Origin of the sequence: Bradyrhizobium sp. HKCCYLR20261 (assembly GCF_051168435.1) — a bacterium.
Lineage (GTDB): Bacteria > Pseudomonadota > Alphaproteobacteria > Rhizobiales > Xanthobacteraceae > Bradyrhizobium.
Genome location: NZ_JBNPUZ010000001.1, coordinates 753,760 through 775,783 on the forward strand (window position 1 = coordinate 753,760; position 22,024 = coordinate 775,783).

Genomic DNA, 22,024 nt, shown 5'->3' on the forward strand with positions numbered 1-22,024 from the left:
ACCTTGACTTTGCTGCAAATTTGCCCCTGAAATTTGGCGGGTGGATTTGATCGGGCAAGCTTCGCAGGGGTCCGTTGAGGAGAGCTTTGAATGCCGAGTTTCCGTCGCCTGCTGTGTGCCACCAGCGCCATCATCGCGCTGGCGCTGTCCACATCGCACAGCTTTGCCCAGTCCGACGATCCCGGGGATCAGCCCGGCCTGGTCGCCGATGACGGCTACGAGCTCGATCCCGAGTGGCGCAAGCAGGTCGTCTACTTCCGCACCAACGAGCCGCCGGGCACGATCATCGTCTCCACCGCCGAGCGTCACCTCTATCTGGTGCAGCCGGGCGGCCGCGCCATCCGCTACGGAATCGGCGTCGGCCGTGACGGCTTCCAGTGGCAGGGCCTGCTGAGCATCACCAAGAAGGCCGAGTGGCCGGACTGGACGCCGCCGCCGGAGATGATCCAGCGCCAGCCCTATCTGCCGCGCTTCATGGCCGGCGGTCCCGGCAATCCGCTGGGCGCCCGCGCGATGTATCTGGGCACCACCGTGTATCGCATCCACGGCACCAACCAGCCCTGGACCATCGGCAGCAAGATTTCCTCCGGCTGCTTCCGCCTGGTGAATGCCGATGTCGCCGATCTCTACGACCGCGTGCCCGTCGGCACCAAGGTCGTGGTGCGGCAGAAGCCGGAACTGTGACGGCGGCGCCTGCCGCCGGACATTCAGCCATCGCTTTGTCCTGACATTTTTCGAAAGAGATTCATCATGCGCACTTTCCGAGGCGGCCTGCTGATCGGGCTCGCCGTCGCTGTCCTCGTCGCGGCCTTCGCCGTCACCTACGAAATGTACGACACCCGCACCCTGAAGCGGACGATCCGCCGCGGCGAGGTGCTGTGCGGAGTCAATGCCGGCCTGCCCGGCTTCTCGATCCCCGATGACAAGGGCAACTGGACCGGGTTCGACGTCGATTTCTGCCGCGCGGTCGCGGCCGCCATCTTTGACGATCCGAAGAAGGCGAAGTTCGTGCCGCTCGACGCCAACGAGCGCTTCAAGGAGCTGCAGAGCCGCAAGGTCGACATCCTCTCGCGCAACACCACCTGGTCGATGGCGCGCGAGCAGAATTTCGACCTGTATTTCCCGGCGGTCGCCTATTACGACGGCCAGGGCTTCATGGTGCCGCGCTCGCGCAAGCTCGAGACCGCGCTGGACCTGAGCGGCAGCAAGGTCTGCGTGCAGGACTCGACGACGAACGCGCTCAATGTCTCCGACTACTTCCGCGCCAACAACATGAAGTACGAGGAGGTCAAGCTGCCCAAGCTCGAGGACGTCCTCAAGGCCTATGACAGCGGCAAGTGCGACACCTTCACCGCCGACGTCTCGCAGCTCTATGCGCTGCGGCTGACGCTGTCGAAGCCGAACGATCATGACATCCTGCCCGACGTCATCTCCAAGGAGCCGCTCGCGCCGGTGGTCCGCCAGCGCGACGACGACTGGATGATGATCGTAAAGTGGACGCTGTATGCGATGATCAACGCCGAGGAACTCGGCGTCACCTCCAAGAACATCGACGAGGCGCTGAAGTCGAAGAAGCCGGACGTGATGCGGCTGGTCGGCAATGAAGGCACCTACGGCCAGGACCTCGGCCTCACCAAGGACTGGGCCGCCCGCATCATCCGCCACGTCGGCAATTACGGCGAGGTCTATGAGCGCAACGTCGGCAGCGAGTCGAAGCTGAAGATCCCGCGCGGCATGAACCAGCTGTGGAACGCGGGCGGCGTGCAATACGCGCCGCCGATCAGGTAGGGCCGACGGACGCCGGCATTTGCCGAAGTCGCGGACGTGAGTCCACATCATGAGCGGCTCGCTCGGTGTACCTCGCCCCGCTTGCGGGGAGAGGTCGGATGGCATCGCAAGATGACATCCGGGTGAGGGGGTACAGGTCTCTCCGCTCACACCACCCGTGCGTCTGCCCCTCACCCCAACCCTCTCCCCGTAAGAACGGGGAGAGGGAGCGTACCGCCCGCGCAACGAGAGCTAAATCCGACAAACGACATCGCATAAGCAAACTCATCCTCGCGACGCTTCTCCGCGTCCGAGCTTTGCTCATTTCTCCGCCCTCTTCCAAATCGAGGGCGCAGGGAAGGCCAGGTGCCGACTGGCACCTGCGGCCCGCCTGCGAAAAAAATTGCAGGCGGCAGGAACCACAGGCTCAGCCGGGACAACCCGGCCTTCCCTGCGCGATGGTGTTAACGCTTATGGCGCGCTCTCCCCGGTGTCCGGCTTGTTAGCCACCGTCGCCCGCGCGATGCGCCAGCATCGTCGCGAGCTTGACGCCAGCCTCGGGGCGCCAGGACCACGCACTTTCACGTCCGCATCGGAATCGTTCGTCGGCGCGCTCACGCGCACTGCGACCCGATGCGGCCATCGCATCATCAGCCCGACACTCGTGACGATCGCGAAGCGTCCCTCTTGTGGGCCAAGACCGGCAGACTGTGCAGCTGATTTGCCCGACGACACAACGCCCGTCGGATTGCGACAAATTGGCACGACGGGCGAAGCGCCTGCTGATATGGCGTAAGTCTTCCCGCAGAATCATGAGTCTCGCGCACTCCGCTACCGAGGCTCTGCAACGCGCTCACGAGTTCGTGAACGCGCTCTCAAATCCATCCGATCGCATCGGTCGTAACGAACTCGACCAATCCGGTCAGGCTGGTGCGACCTGGAGGACAGGGCGAACAGGGGCTGCAAATCCCTTTTGCGCATCAGCCAACTCATCAGTTCAGTTGACAGGGAAACACTCGAATGACGCTGGGATTCCGTTCGTTCGTGGCCGGCGCGTTGATGCTCGGCGCGCTCTCCATCTCCGCCACGGCTGCTCGCGCTGCTGACATCGTCGACACCGCCGTCGGCGCAGGCCAGTTCAAGACGCTGGTCGCCGCCGCCAAGGCCGCGGGCGTCGTGCCGGTGCTGAAGAGCAAGGGCCCGTTCACCGTGTTCGCGCCGACCGATGCGGCGTTCGCGGCACTCCCGCCGGGCACCGTCGAGGACCTGCTCAAGCCGAAGAACAAGGGCAAGCTCGCCGCGATCCTCAAGTATCACGTCATTCCGGGTGCGGTGAAGGCGGGCGACGTCGCCGGCAAGAAGCTCAGCGTCAAGACCGCGCAGGGCCAGCCGGTGGCCGTCGACGGCACCTTCTTCGGCGTGCAGGTCAACGACGCCCATGTCGTCCAGGCCGATATCGTCGCCTCGAACGGCGTCATCCATGTCATCGACAAGGTGCTGCTGCCGCCGGCCAAGACCGCGATGCATCACTGATCCGGCGAGAACATTGATTGAAACGAGAGCGCGCCGTCGATGACGTCGCGCTCTTTGTTCGTGAGCTCCGACGTCGCGACGTTCAAGATCGCGGGGACGCAACTGTCCTATGAGGGCCGATACGGTCGCAACAACAACGGTGTCGTCCCGGCCTTTGAGCCGGGACCCATAACCACCGCCTGGAATTTGGCGACCGCTGGAGCTACCAGCGCGCGTCGCCACATCGCCCTGTGGTTATGGGTCCCGGCGTTCGCCGGGACGACAGCGGTGGCTGTGGCGCAACCTCGACATCCTGCGAAGAGCATAACGATTCGCAGGAGCTGCCCCACTCAATACCCTCTGAGTTGCGCCAACTGCGCCGCGTGGTAGTTCGCATCCCCCAGCAGCTCCTCGCAGACCCGGGCGCGTTTCATGAAGAGGCCGATGTCGAACTGGTCGGTCATCCCCATGCCGCCATGCATCTGCACGCCCTCCTGCACCGCGCGCGTCGCGGTGGCGCCGGCGCGGGCCTTGGCCACGGCGACGGCGGCCGTTGCAGTACTGGTATCCGCATCGAGCGCCTGCAGCGCCTTGAGCACGGCGGCGCGGGTGATCTCGATCTCGATGTAGAGATGGGCGGCGCGGTGCTGCAGCGCCTGGAATTCGCCGATCGCCTTGCCGAACTGCTTGCGCTCCTTGAGGTACGCCACCGTGCGGCCGAACACCTCCTCGCTCAGGCCCACCATCTCGGAGGCGACCGCGCCACGGCCGAGATCGAGCACGCCGCCGAGCACGGCGGCGCCGCCGTCGACCTCGCCCAGCACGTAATCCGCGTTGACCTCGACATTGTCGAAAGTGATGCGCGCGGCGTTGTGCGCGTCGACCATGATGGTGCGCTCGATCGCGACGCCCTTGGCCCTGGGATCGACCAGGAACAGCGTGAGGCCGTCCCGCTCGCCCGGCGCGCCGGCGCTGCGCGCGACGACGAGCAGGAGATCGGCGACATGGCCATCGACCACCATCGCCTTGGCGCCATTGAGCCTGAAGCCGTTGCCGGAGCGCACCGCTTGCAGCACCGTGTGCAGCGGCCGATGCTTGGCGCCTTCATCGAGCGCGAGCGCGGCGAGCAGCTTGCCGCTTGCGATCTTCGGCAAATACTCGGATTTCTGAGCGGCCGAGCCGGCGCGGGTCAGCGCCGATGCCGACAGCACCGACGTCGCCAGGAACGGCGAGGGCATCAAGGTGCGTCCGATCTCCTCCATGACAACGCCGGCCTCGACCGCGCCGAGTCCGGAGCCGCCGTGCTCCTCGGGAACCAGGAGGCCCGCAAAACCCATCTCGGCGAAGGTCGCCCAGAGCTCGCGCGAGAAGCCGGTCTCGTCGCGCGTATCGCGCAGCTTGCGCAAGTGAGCGACCGGCGCGTGATCGGAGATCAGGCCGCGCGCGCTGTCGCGCAGCATGGATTGTTCTTCGGTGAGGAGGAGGGGCATGGCGGCTGTCCAGTGTCGGTGTTCGTTTGGAAGCGAAGCTCTTTCAGCTCGTCATGGCCGGGCTTGTCCCGGCCATCCACGTCGTCCTTCATGCACGGATGGACGTGGATGCCCGGGTCAAGCCCGGGCATGACGGAGTGTGGGGGCGAACTACGCCCCCGGCAGATCGAGGATGCGCTTGGCGACAATGCCGAGCATGACCTCGGAGGTGCCGCCTTCGATGGAGTTCGCTTTCGTACGCAGCCAGGCGCGCGGACGGGCGCCTTCGTGCGAGCGCTCGCTCTCCCATTCCAGCGCATCGATGCCGCCTGATGACATCAGTATCTCGTGGCGGCGCTTGTTGAGCTCGGTGCCGTAATACTTCATCGCCGACGAGAATGCCGGATGGCCCTGCCCCGCCTTGGCGAGATCGACCATGCGCTCCGCGGCGGCCGCAAGCGCGGCCTCGTCGACATCGAATGTGGCGATGTCAGCGCGCAGCAGCGCATCGTCGAGCCTGCCTTGCGCATCGCTGCCGACCGAGTCGGCCGCGACCTGACCCAGCGGCCGGCTGCCGCCGCGCTCGCCCATGCCGGAGATCATCGCGCGCTCGTGCTGCAAGAGATACTTCGCGACGTCCCAGCCGCGATTGACGGTGCCGAGCACATTCGCCTTGGGCACGCGGACATTGTCGAAGAAGGTCTCGCAGAACGGCGAGCGGCCGGAGATCAGCAGGATCGGCTTGGTCGACACGCCCTTCGAGGTCATGTCGAACAGGATGAAGCTGATGCCGTCATGCTTCTTCGCCGTGGGATCGGTGCGCACCAGGCAGAAGATCCAGTCGGCGTAGTTGGCGTAGGAGGTCCAGATCTTCTGGCCGTTGATGATGTAGTCGTCGCCGTCGCTCTCGGCACGCGTCTGCAGCGAGGCGAGATCGGAGCCGGCGTTCGGCTCGGAATAGCCCTGGCACCAGCGAATGAGACCGGCGGTGATCTTCGGCAGGTGCTCGCGCTTCTGCGCCTCGGTGCCGTATTTCAGCAGCGCCGGTCCGAGCATCGAGATGCCGAACGAGGTGATCGGGGCGCGCGCCCCGATCGCGGCCATCTCCTGGCGCACGATCTTGGCCTCCTCGCCGTCGAGGCCGCCGCCGCCGTATTCTTTTGGCCAATGCGGCACCGTCCAGCCCTTGTCGCGCATGCGCTCGAACCAGATGCGCTGCGGCTCGGAGGAGAATTTCGCGTTGCGGCCGCCCCAGAACGTGTCCTCGTCGGAGGTCATCGGCCGGCGCATCTCCGGCGGGCAATTGGCCTCGAGCCAGGAGCGCGTTTCGCGGCGGAATGTGTCGAGATCGGCCATATCTGATCCTCGCGCGTTTCCATGTTTGCTGTCGTTGGAACGACCTAACCTCAGCGCGTCCGGGAATTCAACATCGATGTCGCCGCGGGCGCCCTCGCCTTGTCCGGCGATCTATGATCATGATGCCGCCGCGTGAAAATACGAGGAAACGACCATGCGCCTGAAACTTCTTTCGCCTGGCGAAATGAGCGCTGACCAGCGCCAGACCTATGACGAGTCGATCGCCAGCAAGCGCGGCTCGCCGCCGCCGCCGATGATGGCCTGGCTCAACAGCCCGGAAATGGCGCGGCACGCGACCCGGCTCGGCGCCTTCCTGCGCTACGATACGGTGTTTCCGGCAGCGCTCTCGGAGATCGCCATCCTGGTCACGGCGCGGCACTGGACCGCGCATTACGAATGGTACGCGCATAAGCGCCTGGCGCTGGCCGGCGGATTGGACATCAAGATCATCGAGGACATCCGCGACCGCCGCACCCCTGACTTTTCTGATCCCAAGGCGCAGATGATCTACGACGTCGCCAAGTCGCTGCATGAGGGACATGGCCTGACGGACGCGCTGTACGCCGAAGCGATCGCCCTGCTCGGCGAACGCGGCCTGGTCGAAATCATCGGCCTGTGCGGCTACTACACGATGGTGTCGATGACGCTGAATACGTTCGAGTTCGATCTGCCCGAGGGCGAGGTGTCCGAGTTGAAGTGATCAGCTGTGAGCTGCGATCCGTCGCTGTCACCGCGAAGACGGTGCACTCCCCTCCCCCTTGCGGGGAGGGGTCGGGGGTGGGGGTCTCCGGGCGCTGAACTCAGTGAGGCGCGCCCCGCAACGATACAGACGAGCGCTCGGTCTGGAGACACCGCCACCGATCGGCAGATTTCACTCTTTGTCTATCGGGAGAGCACGGTTCGTGGACCCCCACCCCCGACCCCTCCCCGCAAGGGGGAGGGGAGCGCACCGAGTTCGCGGCGACCCTCACCGCTCCACGATACGAGCCGCCAACCGCCGCTTCGACGACCACACCAGCGCCAGCACGCACAGGCCCAGCAGCACCGGCGGGAAGACCACCAGGTTCACCGCCGACCAGCCGAAATGCGCCAGCAATTGCCCCGATGAGAACGAGCCCAGCGCCATCAGGCCGAAGATCAGGAAATCGTTGAACGCCTGCACCTTGTTGCGTTCGGCGGACGTATGCGTCTCCAGCACCAGCGCGGAGGCGCCGACGAAGCCGAAATTCCAGCCCACGCCGAGCGCCACCAGCGTGGCCCAGAAGTGCATCGCGGTCAGGCCGGACAGCCCGATGATCGCGGCGACCGCTTCCAGCGCCAGCCCGAGCGCGACGATGACCGGCGCGCCGAAGCGGGCGATCAGCGAGCCCGTGAAGAAGCTCGGGCCGTACATCGCCACGATGTGCCATTGCAGGCCGAAATTGGAATCCGACACCGTGAGACCGCACATCTGCATCGCGAGCGGCGCCGAGGTCATCACCAGGTTCATCACCGGATAGGCGATGGTGCCGCACAGCGCGGCGGCGATGAAGCGCGGCTGGCGCACGATCTCCAACAGCGGCCGGCCGCCGTGCAGATCGGCGGCCGCAGGCTTCGGCAGATCGACGCCAAAGACGATGCCCATCGCGATCAGCGCCACCGCGGCCTGGATCAGATAGCTGAAGGCGAACAGATAAGGCTGCCAGACATCCATGGTCCATTGCACGAGCTGCGGACCGAGCAGGCCGGCGAAGATGCCGCCCGCCATCACCCACGACACCGCCTTGGGCCTGAACGCGGCGCTGGCGCCATCGGCGGCGGCGAAGCGATAGGATTGTGCGACGGCGCCGTAGAGACCGCCCAGGAAGGTCGCGAGGCAGAACAGCGCGAACGAACCGCGGAGAATGGCAAGGCAGCCGAGCACGCCGGTCACCGCGCCACAGCCGGTGCCGATCAGGAACGCGACACGGCGGCCGTAGCGGCGCGAGATCGCGCCGGTCGGCAAGGTGCCGGCGGCAAGCCCGACCACGTACATCGAGATCGGCACCGTCGCGAGCCCGATGTCCGGTGCGATGGTCACGCCGACGATCGCGCCGGTGGCGAAGATCACGGCCGAGTTGGCGCCGGTCAGCGCCTGGGCGGCGGCGAGGCGGGTGACGTTGCGGCGCGCGCGGGCATCATCGGAAGTGTCTTCAGTCACGGTTACGTCGATCATGGGGTGTCCGGAGGCGCGCGGGCCCGCGCTCCCTGATTGCTCTCTGTTCTCGCCGCACTATTGCGGGAAGCCTGCGCCCGAGGCAACCGGCCGCAGCGGAGGCAAGCCATGCAGCCACAGGACCTTCAGCCACAAGACTTGCAGCCACAAGACCTGCAGCATCGCGAGGCGTGATTCGACAGCCTCGGTGGGCGCGGCTAATCAAGCCAAGCGGTATTATCGGGTCACAGCGACTGCGGAGCTTGAGCCATGTCAATCGATGATTCAATCGACGATCGTCCGACGCTCGCGGCCCCCGATGACGATCCGTATCTGTGGCTCGAGGACATCGAGGGCGACCGCGCGCTGGCCTTCGTCGCGGCGCAAAACCAGCGCACGCTGGCCGCGTTCGGGGATGCCGGTTTCGAACGCGACCGCGACGCGCTGGCCGCGATCTTCGACCGGCCCGACAACATCCCGTTCGTCTCCAGGCGCGGCGGGCTGCTGTACAATCAATGGAAGGACGCGGTGCATCCGCGCGGCCTGTGGCGGCGCACGACCTTGGACGAGTTCCGGACAGCGCAACCGCGATGGGAGGTGCTGCTCGACATCGACCGCCTCGCGACTGACGAGGGCGAGGACTGGGCGCTGAACTGGGTCTCCAGCCTGCCGCCCAAGCATGAGCGCGCGATGCTGTCGCTGTCGCGCGGCGGCAGCGATGCCGTGGTGCTGCGCGAGTTCGATCTGACGGCCAAGCGCTTCGTCGACGGCGGCTTCGCCTTGGCCGAGGCCAAGGGCAGCGTCGACTGGCTCGACTGCGATACGCTGCTGCTGTCGAGCGCGTTCGGCGAGGGCATGGCGACGCCGTCCGGCTATGCGCGCACGGTGCGATTGTGGCGGCGCGGGGAGCCCGTCGCCGCGGCGAAGCAGATCTTCGCGGCCGAGAACGGCCAGTCGGTCTGGGTCCGCGCCGGTGTCGACCGCAGCGTGACGCCGGCGCGGGTGTGGTTTTCGGAAGGGCTCGATTTCTTCAACCATCAGCTCTGGCTCGGCGATGCCAGCGGCGCGGTCACGCGGCTGGACGTGCCGAGCGACAGCTGGGTCACACCGGATGGCGACTGGATCGCAATCAAGCTGCGCCAGCCCTGGACCATCGATGCGGTCACGCATCCGGCCGACGTCGTGCTGGGCATCAGGCTGTCGGCGTTTCTCGCCGGCTCGCGCGAATTCATCCGCCTGTTCGAGCCAAGCGCGCGGCGCGCGCTGCAGGGCCTGTCCTGGGCCGGCGGCCGCCTGGTGCTATCGATCCTGGACGAACTGCGGCCGCAATTCGAGGTGTGGACGCCGTCGGCGGAGGGCTGGAGTTCTCAACCGCTGCCGGGACTGCCCACGCTCGCCACCGTCAATGTCTGGCCGCTCGATTCCGACGAATTGACCGGAAATGGCGATCTGTTGGCCAGCATCCAGGATCCGCTGACTCCCCCGTCGCTGCAACTGATCGAAAACCTCGGCGCGCCGGTGGTCCTGAAGCAGGCGCCACGGACGTTCACCGCCGACGGACACGTCGTCACGCGGCACGAGGCGGTCTCGGTGGACGGCGTGAAGATTCCCTACACGCAGACCGGCCCCGCCGAGCCGACCGGCGATGCGCCGGTGCATATGAATGCCTATGGCGGCTTCGGCCATACGCTGCTGCCCGCCTATAATGCCGCGCTTGGCAAGCTGTGGCTGGAGCGCGGCGGGACGCTCGTCGAGGCCAACATCCGCGGCGGCGGCGAGTTCGGCACCGCCTGGCACGATGCCGGCCGCTATGCCGGCAAGCGGCTCGCGCATGATGATTTCGCGGCCGTCGCCGCCGACCTCGTCCGGCGCGGCGTCACCGTGCCGAAGCGCATCGCCGCGCAAGGCGGCTCGAATGGCGGCATCCTGATCACCAACATGCTGGTGCGCTACCCCGAGCGCTTCGGCGCGCTGTTCTGCACCATCCCTCTGATCGACATGCGCCGCTACACCAAGCTGCTCGCCGGCGCGAGCTGGATCGCCGAATATGGCGATCCGGACAAGGACGAGGAGTGGGGCTGGCTGCAAACCTACTCGGCCTATCACACCGCCAAGCCCGGCCAGCCCTATCCGCCGATCCTGATCGCCACCACGCGCCGCGACGACCGCGTCCATCCGGGCCACGCGCGCAAGATGACCGCCAAGCTGCAGGCCATGGGCTACGACACCTGGTTCTACGAGCCCGCCGCAGGCGGCCATGGCTACGGCACCGACAACCGCGAACGCGCCAGCTTCATCACGCTGGGCACGCGGTTCCTGGCGCGGCATGTGGGATTGGAGATGGGGTGAGCCGACCTCTCAGCGTCATTGCGAGGAGCGAAGCGACGAAGCAATCCAGAGTCCCGACCCGGCCCCTGGATTGCTTCGCTGCGCTCGCAATGACGGGGGTCGACGATGCGCCGTCGACAACTCACGCAGCCCGCCCGAACACCAGGATCATGTTGTTGGCCGGCATCTCGACCGTCTCGCGCAAGACCAAGCCGTTGCGCGCGGCGAGCGCTTCGAGATCGGTGATGTCGCGGACGCCCCAGTCCGGATTGCCCTCGCGCAACGACGTATCGAACACGGCGTTGCTGACGGCCGTGTGCTTGCTGTCGCGCTTGAACGGGCCGTAGAGCACCAGCAGTCCGTTCGGCGACAACACCTGCCCCGCACCCGCGAACAGGCCCTCCGCCACCGCCCACGGCGCGATATGGATGACGTTGGCGCAGAACATCGCGGTCAGCTGCGCAGGGCCGCCGGCGGCGCGGAATGCGCCGACCCAGCCGGTATCGGACAGATCGATGCGCTGCGCGTCGCGGATGTTGGACAGCCCCGCGTGCCTGCGCCACGCCGCGATGCTGGCGAGATGATTGTCGTTCAGGTCGCTCGGCCACCATGTCAGGTCCGGCCGCTCTGAGGCAAAATGCACGACATGCTGGCCAGTGCCGCTGCCGGCCTCCAGCACGTCGCCGGAGCGGCCGTCGAGCAGCCGTGCCAGCACGGCCCAGATCGGCTGGTGGTTGCGGTGAAACGCGGCTGCATCCAGCCGTCCATCCGGTTCCACCCGCCGGCCGTCCCGGCCGAACTCCACGACATACTCCGCCATTCCGAACTCCCCGGCCGTCCAGATGAACGGCTCTCGTTAACCGCGTTGCGGCGGCCAGCATACCCGCATTGTCAGCCGATGGTCTTTATGCTTTGCAGCCGCTATATTGCTGACATCACCGAGCCGTCGGAACTCCATCTTGATCACATCCGTCATGCGTACCGCCCTGGCGCTGGGGCTTTCGCTCGCCATGTCTTCGTTTGCCGCGGCCGCCTACGCCCAGTCCGGCGCCACCGAGGGCCAGAAGCTGGCCTTCGACCGCAGCAAGGGCAACTGCCTGACCTGCCATGAGATCAAGGGCGGCGACCTGCCGGGCTCGATCGGGCCGAAGCTCGAGAACCTCAAAGCGAAGTACGACCGTACCGAGCTGATCGCGATCCTCAACGACGAGACCGTTCGCAATCCGCTGACCGTGATGCCGCCGTTCGGCCGCAACCGCATCCTGACCGAGCAGGAAATCAGCGCCATCGTCGATTTCCTGCAGACCCTCTGACTTTCCGCCTGGAGATACACATGTCCGCCTCGTCCGGCCCGCTGGCCCATCGCCGCCTGTTCCTGAAGGGCGCCGGCCTCGTCGCGCTGATCGGCCTCGGCAACGCCGTGCTGCACGCGACGCCGGCTTTCGCCGCCACCAACGACAACAAATATCCGGAGGACGCCTTCAAGCAGAAGAACGCGGGCGACGCGATCAAGGCGCTGTACGGCCGGGATCACGAGGCCTCCGACAAGATCAAGCTGGATGCGCCGGAGATTGCCGAGAACGGCGGCGTGGTGCCGATCGCGGTATCGACGACATTGCCGAACGTCACCTCGATCGCGTTCATCGTCGCCGAGAACCCGAACGCGCTGGCCGCGACCTACAAGATCCCCGAGGGCACCGTGCCCGCGGTGGCGAACCGGCTGAAGATGGCCAAGACCTCCAGCGTCATCGCGCTCGTCGAATCCGGCGGCAAGCTCTACAGCGCCACCAAGGAAGTGAAGGTCACCGTCGGCGGCTGCGGCGGCTAAGGGGGAGAACGATCATGGCAGCGAGCATTCGCGTCCGCGCGATCCTGAATGGTGAGATCACCGAGGTTCAGACCCTGATCCAGCACCCGATGGATACGGGCCTGGTGAAGGATTCCAAGGGTGAAGTGATTCCGGCGCACTACATCCAGCAGCTGACCTTCACGCACAAGGACAAGACCGTGTTCCTGGCCGACTGGGGCACTGCGGTCTCCAAGGACCCTTACGTCAAATTCGCCTTCAAGGGCGCGGCCAAGGGTGACGAGCTCAAGGTGAGCTGGGTCGACAACAAGGGCGCGACCGACAGCCTGTCAGCGACGATCCAATGATGCGCCTGCGCCCGCTTCTCGCCCTCGCCGCGCTGATCGGCCTCGGCGCACCGGCCGTTGCCGCCGACAAGCCCGACCCGGCGGCGGACGCCAAGGCGTTCCAGCAGTTCTTCATCAAGAAGTTCCCGAAGGTGGCGTTCGACGATTTCGTCAACGGGCCGTATTCGATGAACGAGGACATGCGGAAGCAGTGGGAGGAGAAGGAGCAGTTTCCTCCTTACGAGTTCGCGCTCGAGGCCGGCAAGGAGATGTTCGCCAAGCCGTTCAAGAACGGCAAGACCTACGCCGACTGCTTCCCCAACGGCGGCATCGGCATCCGCCAGACCTATCCGTATTTCGACGACAAGGAAGGCAAGGTCGTCACGCTCGAGCTGGCGCTGAACCGCTGCCGCGAGGCCAATGGCGAACCGCCCTATTCCTACGTCAAGGACGAGATGGCCTCGCTCACCGCCTACATGGCCTACACCTCGCGCGGCAAACGCTTCGACATCAGGATCCCCGACGATCCCCGCGCGCTGGAGGCCTTCGAGAAGGGCAAGGAGTACTTCTACACCCGCCGCGGCCAGTTGAACTTCTCCTGCGCGAGCTGCCATGTGCAGAGCCCGGGCGAGCGCATCCGCGCCGAGATCCTGGCGCCGGCGCTCGGCATTCTCAACGCGATGCCGATCTACCGCTCCGAATGGAGCGGCATGGGCACGATCAGCCGCCGCATCGTGACGTGCAACAGCCAGACCCGCGCCGTGCCGCTGGAGCCGCAGTCGGACGAGTATCGCAACCTCGAATACTATCTGTCCTACGTATCGAACGGCCTGCCGGTTTCAGGTCCGGGAGCGCGGCCATGAGAAATATCTCGGCGGCAAACGTCATGAAAAAGATCGTGTTCGCCATGATGGTGTCCGCGGTCTGCGCCGGCTCCGCGCGGGCCGCGTCGGAAGCCGATTACCTCACGGCATTCGCGGCGGCCGAGAGCGCCAACAAGGAAGCCGGACGTCTGCGCAACCAATGGACCGTGACCCAGGCCGCACTGAATGCTGCAAAGAAGGCGGCGGAGTCCGGCAATTTCGACCAGGCGCTGAAATCCGCGCAGGAGGCCGAGGCGCTCGCCAAGGCCTCGATCGTCCAGGCCACCAGCGAGAAGCAGCGCTGGAGAGACTTGGAGATCCGCTAGAGCATGATCCGGAAAATTGGGCCAGCGGTTTTCCGAAGCCTCACGCTCGAACAAAAACGATGGATCATGACGCGATTCCGTGGAATCGCATCATGAGCTAGGACGCGAGCCATGATTCGGCGCCGGGATTTTCTGAGATGGTCAGGTGCCGCTGCGCTCGCCGCGCCAGCGCTGCTGCGCAACGCCCGCGCTGCCGAGACCGTCAGTCTCTACGACATCGAGAAGTTCGGCAACGCGCGCATCCTGCACATCACGGACACGCATGCGCAGCTGCGGCCGGTGTTCTTCCGCGAGCCGAGCGTCAATCTCGGCATCGGCGAGATGTGGGGAAAGCCGCCGCATCTGGTCGAGCGCGCCTTTCTCGATCGCTACGGCATCCGTCCCGACAGCGCCGAATCCTACGCCTTCACCTCGTTCGAGTTCGAGAAATATGCCGGCCGGTTCGGCAAGATGGGCGGCTTCGCGCATCTGAAGACGCTGATCGACAAGCTGCGCAGCGACGCCGGCGATCATCGCTCGCTGCTGCTCGACGGCGGCGATCTCTGGCAGGGCAGCGGGCTCGCCCATGCGATGCGCGGCGCCGACATGGTCAGCGCGGCCAATCTGCTCGGCATCGATGCGATGACCGGACATTGGGAATTCACCTATGGCGAGGCGGCGCTGCGCGCCAATCTCGCGCGCTTCAAGGGCGAGTTCCTGGCGCAGAACGTGTTCCTCACCGAGGAGGCCGCCTTCAACGACGCCAAGGCGTTCGATCCGGGCTCCGGTCGCGTGTTCAAGCCGGCCGTCATCAAGGAGGTCGGCGGCGCGCGTGTCGCAATCATCGGCCAGGCCTTCCCTTATGTGCCGATCGCGCATCCGCGCCGCTTCACCGCGGACTGGACCTTCGGGATCCGCGAGGAAGAGCTGCAGAAGCTGGTCGATGCCTTGCGCGGCGCCGACAAGGTCGACGCCGTGATCCTGCTGTCGCACAACGGCATGGATGTCGATCTCAAGCTCGCGAGCCGCGTGACCGGCATCGACGTCATCCTGGGCGGCCACACCCACGATGCGATTCCGCAACCGGTCGCGGTCCGCAACGCCAAGGGCGCGACGCTCGTCACCAATGCCGGCTCCAACGGCAAATTCCTCGCGGTGCTGGATCTGGACATCGGCAAGGGACACGTGGCCGATGCCCGCTATCGGCTGCTGCCGGTATATTCGGAACTGCTGAAGCCCGACCCGGCGATGCAGGCGCTGATCGACCAGATGCAGCAGCCGCAGGTCGCCGCCTGGAGCGAAAAGCTCGCGACGTCCGACCGGCTCTTGTACCGCCGCGGCAATTTCGAAGGCCCGACCGACGACCTGATCTGCGCGGCGCTGCGTCGCGGCCTCGATGCCGAGATCGCGCTGTCGCCGGGGTTCCGATGGGGGCCGACGGTGCTGGCCGGCCAATCCGTCGTGATGGAGGACGTGCTGGCCCAGACCGCGATCACCTATCCCGAGACCTATGTGCAGCGGATGACAGGTGCGCAGATCAAGGACGTGCTCGAGGACGTCTGCGACAATCTCTTCAACGCCGATCCCTATCTGCAGCAGGGCGGCGACATGGTGCGCGTCGGGGGCCTGTCGTACCGCTGCTCGCCGTCGGAGGCGATCGGCCGCCGTATCTCCGATCTCACGCTCGCCAATGGCCACCGCCTGGAGGCGCACAAGAGCTACAAGGTCGCCGGCTGGGCCTCGATGAACGCGCAGGACGGCGAGCCGGTGTGGGATCTCGTCGCCAACCATCTGCGCGACGGCCAGCTGGTGCTGGTGGGAACCAACAAGGTCACGCTGTCAGGCGTCGACGGCAATCCCGGATACGCATCGCAATCCTGAACGGCATGGCGCGATGCAGCGCGGCGTTCTGCGGCGCATGGATGACCGCGAGCCCATCGTGGTCTAAACCGGCGGCGATCCGAATCGGGAGGACACGCCGATGATCTTCCGCCAATTGTTCGACAGCGTCTCCGGCACCTACAGCTACATTCTCGCCAGCCGCAGCGGCGGCGAGGCTGTCATCATCGATCCCGTGATCGAGAAGGTCGACCGCTATTGCCAGTTGCTGCGCGAGCTGGACCTGCGCCTCGTCAAGGCCGTCGACACCCATCTGCATGCCGATCACGTCACCGGGCTCGGTGCGCTGCGCGACCGCACCCATTGCGTCACGATCATGGGCGAGCAGACCAAGGCCGACGTGGTGGCGATGCGCGTCAGCGAGGGCGACCGGATCGCCATCGAAGGCATCAGCCTCGACGTGATGTACACGCCGGGGCACACCGACGATTCCTACAGCTTCCTGATGGGCGACCGCGTCTTCACCGGCGACACGCTCTTGATCCGCGGCACCGGCCGCACCGACTTCCAGAACGGCGACGCGCGGCAGCAATACGACTCGATCTTCAACAAGCTGCTGCGGCTGCCCGACGACACGCTGGTCTATCCCGCCCACGACTACAAAGGCGACACCGTCTCTACCATCGGCGAGGAGCGCCGCTACAATCCGCGCCTGCAGGTGACGTCGATCGACGACTACGTCACGCTGATGGCCAATCTGAAGCTGCCGAATCCGAAGATGATGGACGTCGCGGTGCCCGCCAACATGCGCGTCGGCCTGCACCAGGAGGAGCTCGCCAAGCAGGGACTGTCGCTGTCGGCGCGCGAGGCGATCGAATGCCTGGGGCGGCCGGACGTGCTGCTGGTCGACCTGCGCGAGGCCTCGGAGCGCGCCAAGCACGGCACGCTGTCCGGCGCGCTGCACGCGCCCTATCCCGGGATCGCCGACAATCTCAAGCCCGGCGGCATGCTGCGCGAGGTCGCCGCCGCCACCGGCCGCCGCATCGTGTTCTTCTGCGCCTATGGCGAACGCTCGGCGATGGCGGTGCAGACGGCGCAAGCGTCGGGGCTGGCCAATTCCGCGCATATCGAGGGCGGGCTGGATGCGTGGAAGAAGGCCGGCGGGCCGGTGGTCCCGTAGCAGGCGTACTCCGGCCGGCCTCCGTGGGCCAACGCGGCGCCGCCGGCGCGCGCAGGTGCCATGCGCGGCCGTTCATGGACAATGAACCGCAATCCGATAGTGTGGCGTTGTGTCGCGCGCCCTCCGCGGGAGCCCATGGCTTTGACCGGCAACGCGCCCCTCCAGCCCATCGTTTTCGCCCGGAGTCGCACGGATCCGCCATGGCTGACGTTCTCGCCGCATCGCAACATACCTCTGCTCCGATCCGCGCCGCCTCCTCGCTGCGCGCGCTGGCACTGATCTCGCTGGCGCATTGGGTCAGCCATTTGCACATGCTGGTGCTGCCGATGCTGTTCCCGTACCTCAAGGAGAAGCTCGGCGTCGGCTATGTCGAACTCGGCTTTCCGCTCACGGTGTTCGCGGTGGTGTCGGCGCTCACCCAGGCCCCCGTCGGCTATCTCGTCGACCGCGCCGGCGCCCGCCGCATTCTGCTGCTGGGCCTCACGCTCGGCGGCCTGTCGCTGGCGATGCTCGGCGTCTACCTCACCTATACGAGCCTCGTCGTCGCGGCCGTGCTGCTCGGCCTCGCCAACGCGGTCTATCACCCCTCGGATTACGCGCTGCTCTCCGCCCATATGGAAGAGAGCCGGATGGGCCGCGCGTTCGGCGTGCATACCTTTGCCGGCTATCTCGGCGGCGCGGTCGCGCCCGCCGTCATGGCAGCGCTGGTCACCACCGTCGGCGGCTCCGGCGCGCTGATGGCGGCCGGCCTCGTGGGCCCGCTCGCCGCGCTGTTGCTGCTCGTCGGCAATGTCCCGGAGGTGCCGCCGCATCCGCATGCCACCAAGGCCGACGGGACCAAGGCCAAGCAGCCGAACCTGCTGACGCCGATGCTGATGCTGCTCACCGTGTTCTTCATGCTGCTCAGCCTGTCCAACGCCGGCATCTCCAGCTTCGGCGTGGTCGCCTTCATGAACGGCTATGGCATCTCGTTTTCGACCGCCAACATCGCGCTGACCGCGTTCCTCGGCGCCAGCGCCGTGGGCGTGCTCGCCGGCGGCCAGCTCGCCGACCGCATCCGCCACCACAACCTGGTCGCGGCGGTCGCCTATGCGATCAATGCCGTGCTGGTGCTGATCATCACCTTCGTCAATCTGCCGGCGGTGCTGCTGGTCGCGATCATGCTGACCGCCGGCTTCATGGCGGGCGTGATCGCGCCGTCGCGCGACATGATGGTGCGCAGCGCCGCGCCTCCCGGTGCTGCCGGCCGTGCCTTCGGCATCGTCTCCACCGGCTTCAACTTCGCCGGCGTCGTCAGCCCGCTGCTGTTCGGCTGGATCATGGACATGAACGCCCCGCGCTGGGTGTTCGGCGCATCAGTCGTATTCATGCTGCTGACCATCGTGCTGGCGTTCTTCACCGAACCGAAGAAGAAGGCGGCGTGACGCTGCTGATGTCGCGCATCTTCGCGATGCACGAAGCTCTCACCCCGCAAAGGGTCCACTCCCCTCCCCCTTGCGGGGAGGGGTCGGGGGTGGGGGTCCACGGGTGCTGAAGTCCGTGATGCGCACCTAATCGCTGCAAGCCGATTGGTTCTAAGTCTTTTCCCGCCTCTCATCACTTCGAGCGTCGCCCGGAGCCCCCCACCCCCGACCCCTCCCCGCAAGGGCAGGGCTATCGCATGTGACCGAGGAGTTCGAAAAAGAATTCATCGTTCCAACCGGCGCGCTTAAGCTTGAGACGCAACGAGATGGATGTGTCGGGGTGGGCTCTGGCGACGTTGAGGGCCAGTCGCCTGAGCACGGCAAGATTGGCGGGGCCGTTGTCCTTGCGGTTGCGAGCGAGATCCTCATCGAGAACGACATCGAGCGGCCAGTGCAGGCCGTTTTCGATGCTCCAATGGGTGCGAACGATGCGCAGAACCTCCGTGCGGCTGAAATTCTGGCTCATCAGAAAGTAGCGCTCGACGGTTTTGTCCTTGCCGCGCTTGCTCTTGATCCGCGCGACGGCTTTGAGACCTGGAAAGTTGTGTTTCGTCGCCATGTCCTTGACGGGCACCACGAGCGCACTGCGCTTTTCCTTGCGGCCATGGTCTGCATCGGTCATGGCGACCGCTTTGCTGCCCTTGCGCGCCGCTGCGGCGATCGCCGCTCGTGCGTCGGCCAGCAGAGCGGGCTGGTTCTCCTTCACCGCCAGGACGTAGTCGCCACCTCGCGCCACGATCTGCTTGGCCATCTCGCGATGGCAGTGCAGCGCGTCGGCTGTCACAACGCACCCCTTGAGCTGCAGAAGCTGCAGCAATTGCAAAGCGCCGGCCACTTCGTTGTTGTCTGGCGCCAGAACATTGGCCAGCGCCATGCGCGTCTGCGCCGCCCACGCCGTCACCATGACCGGCGGCATGTGGCTCTTGCCGCGTTCATAACCTCGCCGGAGCGCCTTTCCATCCAGGGCGATCACGCCCTGCGGCTGTGCGATCTTCGCGCCTTCGGCGAAGGCTTCCATGAAACGCCGGAATGCCGTCTCGAACGCCTTCGGGTCGAGCATGCGGAACACACGGCTGAACGTGTCGTGGCTCGGAAATCCATGCTTGAGCACCAGCACATCTTTCCAGAGATAGGCCTTCGACCGCGCAAACAGCGCCATGTCGGTACAACTGGTCGCCCCGCACAACGTCGCCATCAGCGCAATGAACAAAATCTCCGTCAGATCGTGCAGCGCATTGTCCGCGCGCGGGTCGGGCAGGTCTTCGAAGCATTCCGAGAATCGGTCCATCGGCAGCTCCTTCCAGCTCAGGAGCCGCCTTCAGAATCGATTTTTGACCGGATCACAATGCCTTACAGCGTAATTTCACATGCGATTCCCCTGCCCGCAAGGGGGAGGGGGGCGTACCTCCGTCGTGGAGGCAGCTCGACTTCCACTCAGAAGTCCTGAAGCTATCGCTCGTGCTGAGCCACTGACTCATATCCGCAGCGCATAGGCATCGAGACACACCCGCTTCCTCGCAGGTTGACATCATCCCTCGTCCGCCGATGATGACCACAACAACAAACATCCGGGGAAGACACGCCATGACGCAGCCTGATCTCGTGATCCGCGGCGGAACCATTGCCGATGGCTCGGGCGGCGACCTGTACGAAGCCGATGTCGCGATCGCGGATGGCCGCATCGCCGCGGTCGGCAAGATCGCGGCATCCGGCCGCGAGGAGATCGATGCGCGCGGCAAGCTGGTCACGCCCGGCTTCGTCGACGTCCACACCCATTACGACGGCCAGGTCACCTGGAGCCACGACATCTCGCCGTCCTCGCAGAACGGCGTCACGACCGCGATCATGGGCAATTGCGGCGTCGGTTTCGCGCCGTGCCGGCCGGCCGATCATCAGCGCCTGATCCAGTTGATGGAGGGCGTCGAGGACATTCCCGAGCCGGTGCTCGAGGCCGGCATTCCCTGGGAGTGGGAAAGTTTTCCGGACTACATGGACTGGTTGTCCAGGCGCTCATTCGACCTCGACATCGGCGCGCAGCTGCCGCATGCGGCGCTGCGCGTCTATGTGATGGGCGAGCGCGGCGCGCGGCGTGATCCCGCCACGGCCGACGACAACCGCGCCATGGCGGCGCTGGCGCGCGACGCGGTGAAGGCCGGCGCGCTCGGCTTCTCGACTTCGCGCACGCTCAACCATCGGACGTCGACCGGCGACTACACGCCGACCCTGAAGGCCGGCGAGGACGAGCTGACCACGATTGCGCAGGCGATGCACGGCGCCGGCCGCAGCGTGCTGCAATTCGTGCTGGACATCTCGACCATCCACGAAGACCTGCCGATGATGCTGCGCATCGCCGACGCCACGAAGTGCCCGATCTCGTTCTCGGTCACCCAGAACGACCGCGCGCCGCAGCGCTGGCGGCAGACCCTGGCCGAAATCAATGCCGCCGCCGCGCGCGGCCTGTCGGTGACGGCGCAGATCGCGGCGCGCCCCGTGGGACTGCTGCTGGGGCTCGAACTGTCGCGCAACCCGCTGCAGACGCATCCGACCTACCAGGCGATCGCGCACCTGCCGCTCGACGAGCGCGTCGCGCGGATGCGCGATCCGCAGCTCCGCGCGGCGATCCTGAGCGAGCAGGCCACCGCCACCGACGATCCGCTGTTCTTCAAGCCCAACTACGACAAGATGTACCTGCTCGGCGATCCGCCGGACTACGAACAGCCGCCGGAGCGGTCGCTCGGTGCGCAAGCGCGCGCGAAGGGCTGCCGGCCGGAGGAACTGGCCTACGACGCGATGCTGACGGATGGCGGGCGCGGCATGCTCTACGTGCCTTTCCTGAATTATTCCGACGGCAATCTCGATGCGACCTATGAGATGCTGCGCGATCCCAGAAGCGTGCCAGGCTTGAGCGACGGCGGAGCGCATTGCGGCATCATCTGCGACGCCAATTTTCCGACCTACCTGCTGACGCACTGGACGCGCGACCGCAAGCGTGGCGAGAAGCTGTCGATCCCGTTCGTGGTCGCCGCGCAGGCGCGCAAGACCGCGTTGTCGGTCGGCCTCGAGGACCGCGGCCTGATCGCACCGGGCTACAAGGCCGACGTCAACGTCATCGACTACGACCGGTTGCATCTGCATCCGCCCAAGGTGCACTACGACCTGCCGGTCGGCGGCCGCCGGCTGATGCAGGACGTGGACGGCTACGACGCGACGATCGTCTCAGGCGTGGTGACACGCCGCCAGGGCCAGGCCACCGGCGCGCGTCCGGGACGGCTGGTCAGGGGAGCGCGTTCCAATCGGCAATGACGGACGGTGCTCCCGACCGGGCCGTCGACACTCGTAGCCGACACGCATAGCTGAGGCGTACCAGGGACTGCGCCCCACCTGACGTGTCGTCCCGGGCAAGTCCGGCAACGCGCAAGCGTTGGCGGACGCCGACCCGGGACCCATACTCCGTGGCTTACGTGGCCAGGCGAGATTGATCGACCAGCCTGCCTCAAACATCTCCCTGGGGTTATGGGTCCCGGATCTGCGCGCGCGTGCCGCGCGCTTGTCCGGGACGACAGCGGATGGTCATGGCTGCAGCGTCACGTGCGGCTCAGACTTGCAGATGGCGGGCGCGAGCGCTCACTATAATAG

General features: G+C 66.0%; 19 protein-coding genes. 14 read left to right on the plus strand and 5 right to left on the minus strand.

What is annotated here, in order from left to right; translation table 11 throughout:
* Positions 1-90: 90 nt before the first annotated feature.
* The 3 genes from ACQR1L_RS03480 (at position 91) to ACQR1L_RS03490 (ending at position 3,300) form a co-directional block, all read left to right on the plus strand.
* The gene (locus ACQR1L_RS03480) at positions 91-684 is read left to right on the plus strand and encodes a L,D-transpeptidase (RefSeq protein ID WP_434856496.1); all 594 of its coding nucleotides are present in this window, start codon (positions 91-93) and stop codon (positions 682-684) included.
* A 66-nt stretch (positions 685-750) separates the two neighbouring features.
* The gene (locus ACQR1L_RS03485) at positions 751-1,788 is read left to right on the plus strand and encodes an amino acid ABC transporter substrate-binding protein (protein ID WP_434856497.1); all 1,038 of its coding nucleotides are present in this window, start codon (positions 751-753) and stop codon (positions 1,786-1,788) included.
* Between the two features lie 999 nt (positions 1,789-2,787).
* Positions 2,788-3,300 carry a fasciclin domain-containing protein gene (locus ACQR1L_RS03490; RefSeq protein WP_210261909.1) on the plus strand — a complete coding sequence of 171 codons (513 nt, stop codon included), beginning with the start codon at positions 2,788-2,790 and terminating at the stop codon, positions 3,298-3,300.
* 329 nt (positions 3,301-3,629) lie between these two features.
* Here ACQR1L_RS03490 and ACQR1L_RS03495 read toward each other — a convergent pair whose 3' ends face one another.
* Both ACQR1L_RS03495 and ACQR1L_RS03500 read right to left on the minus strand, forming a co-directional pair.
* The gene (locus ACQR1L_RS03495; protein ID WP_434856498.1) at positions 3,630-4,769 is read right to left on the minus strand and encodes an acyl-CoA dehydrogenase family protein; all 1,140 of its coding nucleotides are present in this window, start codon (positions 4,767-4,769) and stop codon (positions 3,630-3,632) included.
* A 150-nt stretch (positions 4,770-4,919) separates the two neighbouring features.
* Positions 4,920-6,104 carry an acyl-CoA dehydrogenase family protein gene (locus ACQR1L_RS03500; protein ID WP_434856499.1) on the minus strand — a complete coding sequence of 395 codons (1,185 nt, stop codon included), beginning with the start codon at positions 6,102-6,104 and terminating at the stop codon, positions 4,920-4,922.
* Positions 6,105-6,258: 154 nt separating this feature from the next.
* Here ACQR1L_RS03500 and ACQR1L_RS03505 point away from each other — a divergent pair, with 154 nt between their 5' ends.
* Complete coding sequence (locus tag ACQR1L_RS03505; protein WP_434856500.1) at positions 6,259-6,804, plus strand: carboxymuconolactone decarboxylase family protein; 546 nt, start codon at positions 6,259-6,261, stop codon at positions 6,802-6,804.
* A 267-nt stretch (positions 6,805-7,071) separates the two neighbouring features.
* Here ACQR1L_RS03505 and ACQR1L_RS03510 read toward each other — a convergent pair whose 3' ends face one another.
* Entirely contained in the window at positions 7,072-8,298 is a 1,227-nt protein-coding gene (locus ACQR1L_RS03510; RefSeq protein WP_434856501.1) for an MFS transporter, read from the minus strand.
* 249 nt (positions 8,299-8,547) lie between these two features.
* On the opposite strand from ACQR1L_RS03510, the gene ACQR1L_RS03515 reads away from it, so the two are divergent.
* On the plus strand, positions 8,548-10,626 hold the full coding sequence (locus ACQR1L_RS03515) for a prolyl oligopeptidase family serine peptidase (RefSeq protein WP_434856502.1): 2,079 nt from the start codon (positions 8,548-8,550) through the stop codon (positions 10,624-10,626).
* A gap of 121 nt (positions 10,627-10,747) precedes the next feature.
* Here the strand turns inward: ACQR1L_RS03515 and ACQR1L_RS03520 are convergent, their stop codons facing one another.
* On the minus strand, positions 10,748-11,425 hold the full coding sequence (locus ACQR1L_RS03520; RefSeq protein ID WP_434856503.1) for a DUF938 domain-containing protein: 678 nt from the start codon (positions 11,423-11,425) through the stop codon (positions 10,748-10,750).
* A 154-nt stretch (positions 11,426-11,579) separates the two neighbouring features.
* Here ACQR1L_RS03520 and soxX point away from each other — a divergent pair, with 154 nt between their 5' ends.
* The 8 genes from soxX (at position 11,580) to ACQR1L_RS03560 (ending at position 18,349) form a co-directional block, all read left to right on the plus strand.
* A complete protein-coding gene (soxX, locus tag ACQR1L_RS03525; RefSeq protein ID WP_434856581.1) occupies positions 11,580-11,918 on the plus strand; it encodes a sulfur oxidation c-type cytochrome SoxX in 339 nt (112 codons plus the stop codon).
* A 20-nt stretch (positions 11,919-11,938) separates the two neighbouring features.
* The gene (gene soxY / locus ACQR1L_RS03530) at positions 11,939-12,433 is read left to right on the plus strand and encodes a thiosulfate oxidation carrier protein SoxY (protein WP_434856504.1); all 495 of its coding nucleotides are present in this window, start codon (positions 11,939-11,941) and stop codon (positions 12,431-12,433) included.
* 14 nt (positions 12,434-12,447) lie between these two features.
* Positions 12,448-12,759: a thiosulfate oxidation carrier complex protein SoxZ gene (gene soxZ / locus ACQR1L_RS03535; protein WP_434856505.1), complete on the plus strand. Its 312-nt coding sequence runs from the start codon at positions 12,448-12,450 to the stop codon at positions 12,757-12,759.
* Positions 12,756-13,601: a sulfur oxidation c-type cytochrome SoxA gene (gene soxA, locus ACQR1L_RS03540; protein WP_434856506.1), complete on the plus strand. Its 846-nt coding sequence runs from the start codon at positions 12,756-12,758 to the stop codon at positions 13,599-13,601. The genes soxZ and soxA overlap by 4 nt, the downstream gene beginning before the upstream one ends.
* A complete protein-coding gene (locus tag ACQR1L_RS03545) occupies positions 13,598-13,927 on the plus strand; it encodes a hypothetical protein (protein WP_434856507.1) in 330 nt (109 codons plus the stop codon). The genes soxA and ACQR1L_RS03545 overlap by 4 nt, the downstream gene beginning before the upstream one ends.
* 111 nt (positions 13,928-14,038) lie before the next feature.
* Positions 14,039-15,787 (plus strand): thiosulfohydrolase SoxB, encoded by a 1,749-nt coding sequence (gene soxB / locus ACQR1L_RS03550; RefSeq protein WP_434856508.1) that lies wholly within the window; start codon positions 14,039-14,041, stop codon positions 15,785-15,787.
* Between the two features lie 100 nt (positions 15,788-15,887).
* Positions 15,888-16,925 carry an MBL fold metallo-hydrolase gene (locus ACQR1L_RS03555; protein ID WP_434856509.1) on the plus strand — a complete coding sequence of 346 codons (1,038 nt, stop codon included), beginning with the start codon at positions 15,888-15,890 and terminating at the stop codon, positions 16,923-16,925.
* A gap of 200 nt (positions 16,926-17,125) precedes the next feature.
* Positions 17,126-18,349 carry an MFS transporter gene (locus tag ACQR1L_RS03560; RefSeq protein ID WP_434856510.1) on the plus strand — a complete coding sequence of 408 codons (1,224 nt, stop codon included), beginning with the start codon at positions 17,126-17,128 and terminating at the stop codon, positions 18,347-18,349.
* 229 nt (positions 18,350-18,578) lie between these two features.
* Here ACQR1L_RS03560 and ACQR1L_RS03565 read toward each other — a convergent pair whose 3' ends face one another.
* Positions 18,579-19,676: an ISAs1 family transposase gene (locus tag ACQR1L_RS03565; protein ID WP_434856511.1), complete on the minus strand. Its 1,098-nt coding sequence runs from the start codon at positions 19,674-19,676 to the stop codon at positions 18,579-18,581.
* A gap of 296 nt (positions 19,677-19,972) precedes the next feature.
* On the opposite strand from ACQR1L_RS03565, the gene ACQR1L_RS03570 reads away from it, so the two are divergent.
* On the plus strand, positions 19,973-21,691 hold the full coding sequence (locus tag ACQR1L_RS03570) for an N-acyl-D-amino-acid deacylase family protein (protein ID WP_434856512.1): 1,719 nt from the start codon (positions 19,973-19,975) through the stop codon (positions 21,689-21,691).
* Positions 21,692-22,024: the final 333 nt, after the last annotated feature.

Bases quoted from the DNA above. Each gene is read 5' to 3' on its own strand.
- ACQR1L_RS03480 (WP_434856496.1), top strand. From the start codon at position 91: ATGCCGAGTTTCCGTCGCCTGCTGTGTGCCACCAGCGCCATCATCGCG.
- ACQR1L_RS03485 (WP_434856497.1), top strand. From the start codon at position 751: ATGCGCACTTTCCGAGGCGGCCTGCTGATCGGGCTCGCCGTCGCTGTC.
- ACQR1L_RS03490 (WP_210261909.1), top strand. From the start codon at position 2,788: ATGACGCTGGGATTCCGTTCGTTCGTGGCCGGCGCGTTGATGCTCGGC.
- ACQR1L_RS03495 (WP_434856498.1), bottom strand. From the start codon at position 4,769: ATGCCCCTCCTCCTCACCGAAGAACAATCCATGCTGCGCGACAGCGCG.
- ACQR1L_RS03500 (WP_434856499.1), bottom strand. From the start codon at position 6,104: ATGGCCGATCTCGACACATTCCGCCGCGAAACGCGCTCCTGGCTCGAG.
- ACQR1L_RS03505 (WP_434856500.1), top strand. From the start codon at position 6,259: ATGCGCCTGAAACTTCTTTCGCCTGGCGAAATGAGCGCTGACCAGCGC.
- ACQR1L_RS03510 (WP_434856501.1), bottom strand. From the start codon at position 8,298: ATGATCGACGTAACCGTGACTGAAGACACTTCCGATGATGCCCGCGCG.
- ACQR1L_RS03515 (WP_434856502.1), top strand. From the start codon at position 8,548: ATGTCAATCGATGATTCAATCGACGATCGTCCGACGCTCGCGGCCCCC.
- ACQR1L_RS03520 (WP_434856503.1), bottom strand. From the start codon at position 11,425: ATGGCGGAGTATGTCGTGGAGTTCGGCCGGGACGGCCGGCGGGTGGAA.
- soxX (WP_434856581.1), top strand. From the start codon at position 11,580: ATGCGTACCGCCCTGGCGCTGGGGCTTTCGCTCGCCATGTCTTCGTTT.
- soxY (WP_434856504.1), top strand. From the start codon at position 11,939: ATGTCCGCCTCGTCCGGCCCGCTGGCCCATCGCCGCCTGTTCCTGAAG.
- soxZ (WP_434856505.1), top strand. From the start codon at position 12,448: ATGGCAGCGAGCATTCGCGTCCGCGCGATCCTGAATGGTGAGATCACC.
- soxA (WP_434856506.1), top strand. From the start codon at position 12,756: ATGATGCGCCTGCGCCCGCTTCTCGCCCTCGCCGCGCTGATCGGCCTC.
- ACQR1L_RS03545 (WP_434856507.1), top strand. From the start codon at position 13,598: ATGAGAAATATCTCGGCGGCAAACGTCATGAAAAAGATCGTGTTCGCC.
- soxB (WP_434856508.1), top strand. From the start codon at position 14,039: ATGATTCGGCGCCGGGATTTTCTGAGATGGTCAGGTGCCGCTGCGCTC.
- ACQR1L_RS03555 (WP_434856509.1), top strand. From the start codon at position 15,888: ATGATCTTCCGCCAATTGTTCGACAGCGTCTCCGGCACCTACAGCTAC.
- ACQR1L_RS03560 (WP_434856510.1), top strand. From the start codon at position 17,126: ATGGCTGACGTTCTCGCCGCATCGCAACATACCTCTGCTCCGATCCGC.
- ACQR1L_RS03565 (WP_434856511.1), bottom strand. From the start codon at position 19,676: ATGGACCGATTCTCGGAATGCTTCGAAGACCTGCCCGACCCGCGCGCG.
- ACQR1L_RS03570 (WP_434856512.1), top strand. From the start codon at position 19,973: ATGACGCAGCCTGATCTCGTGATCCGCGGCGGAACCATTGCCGATGGC.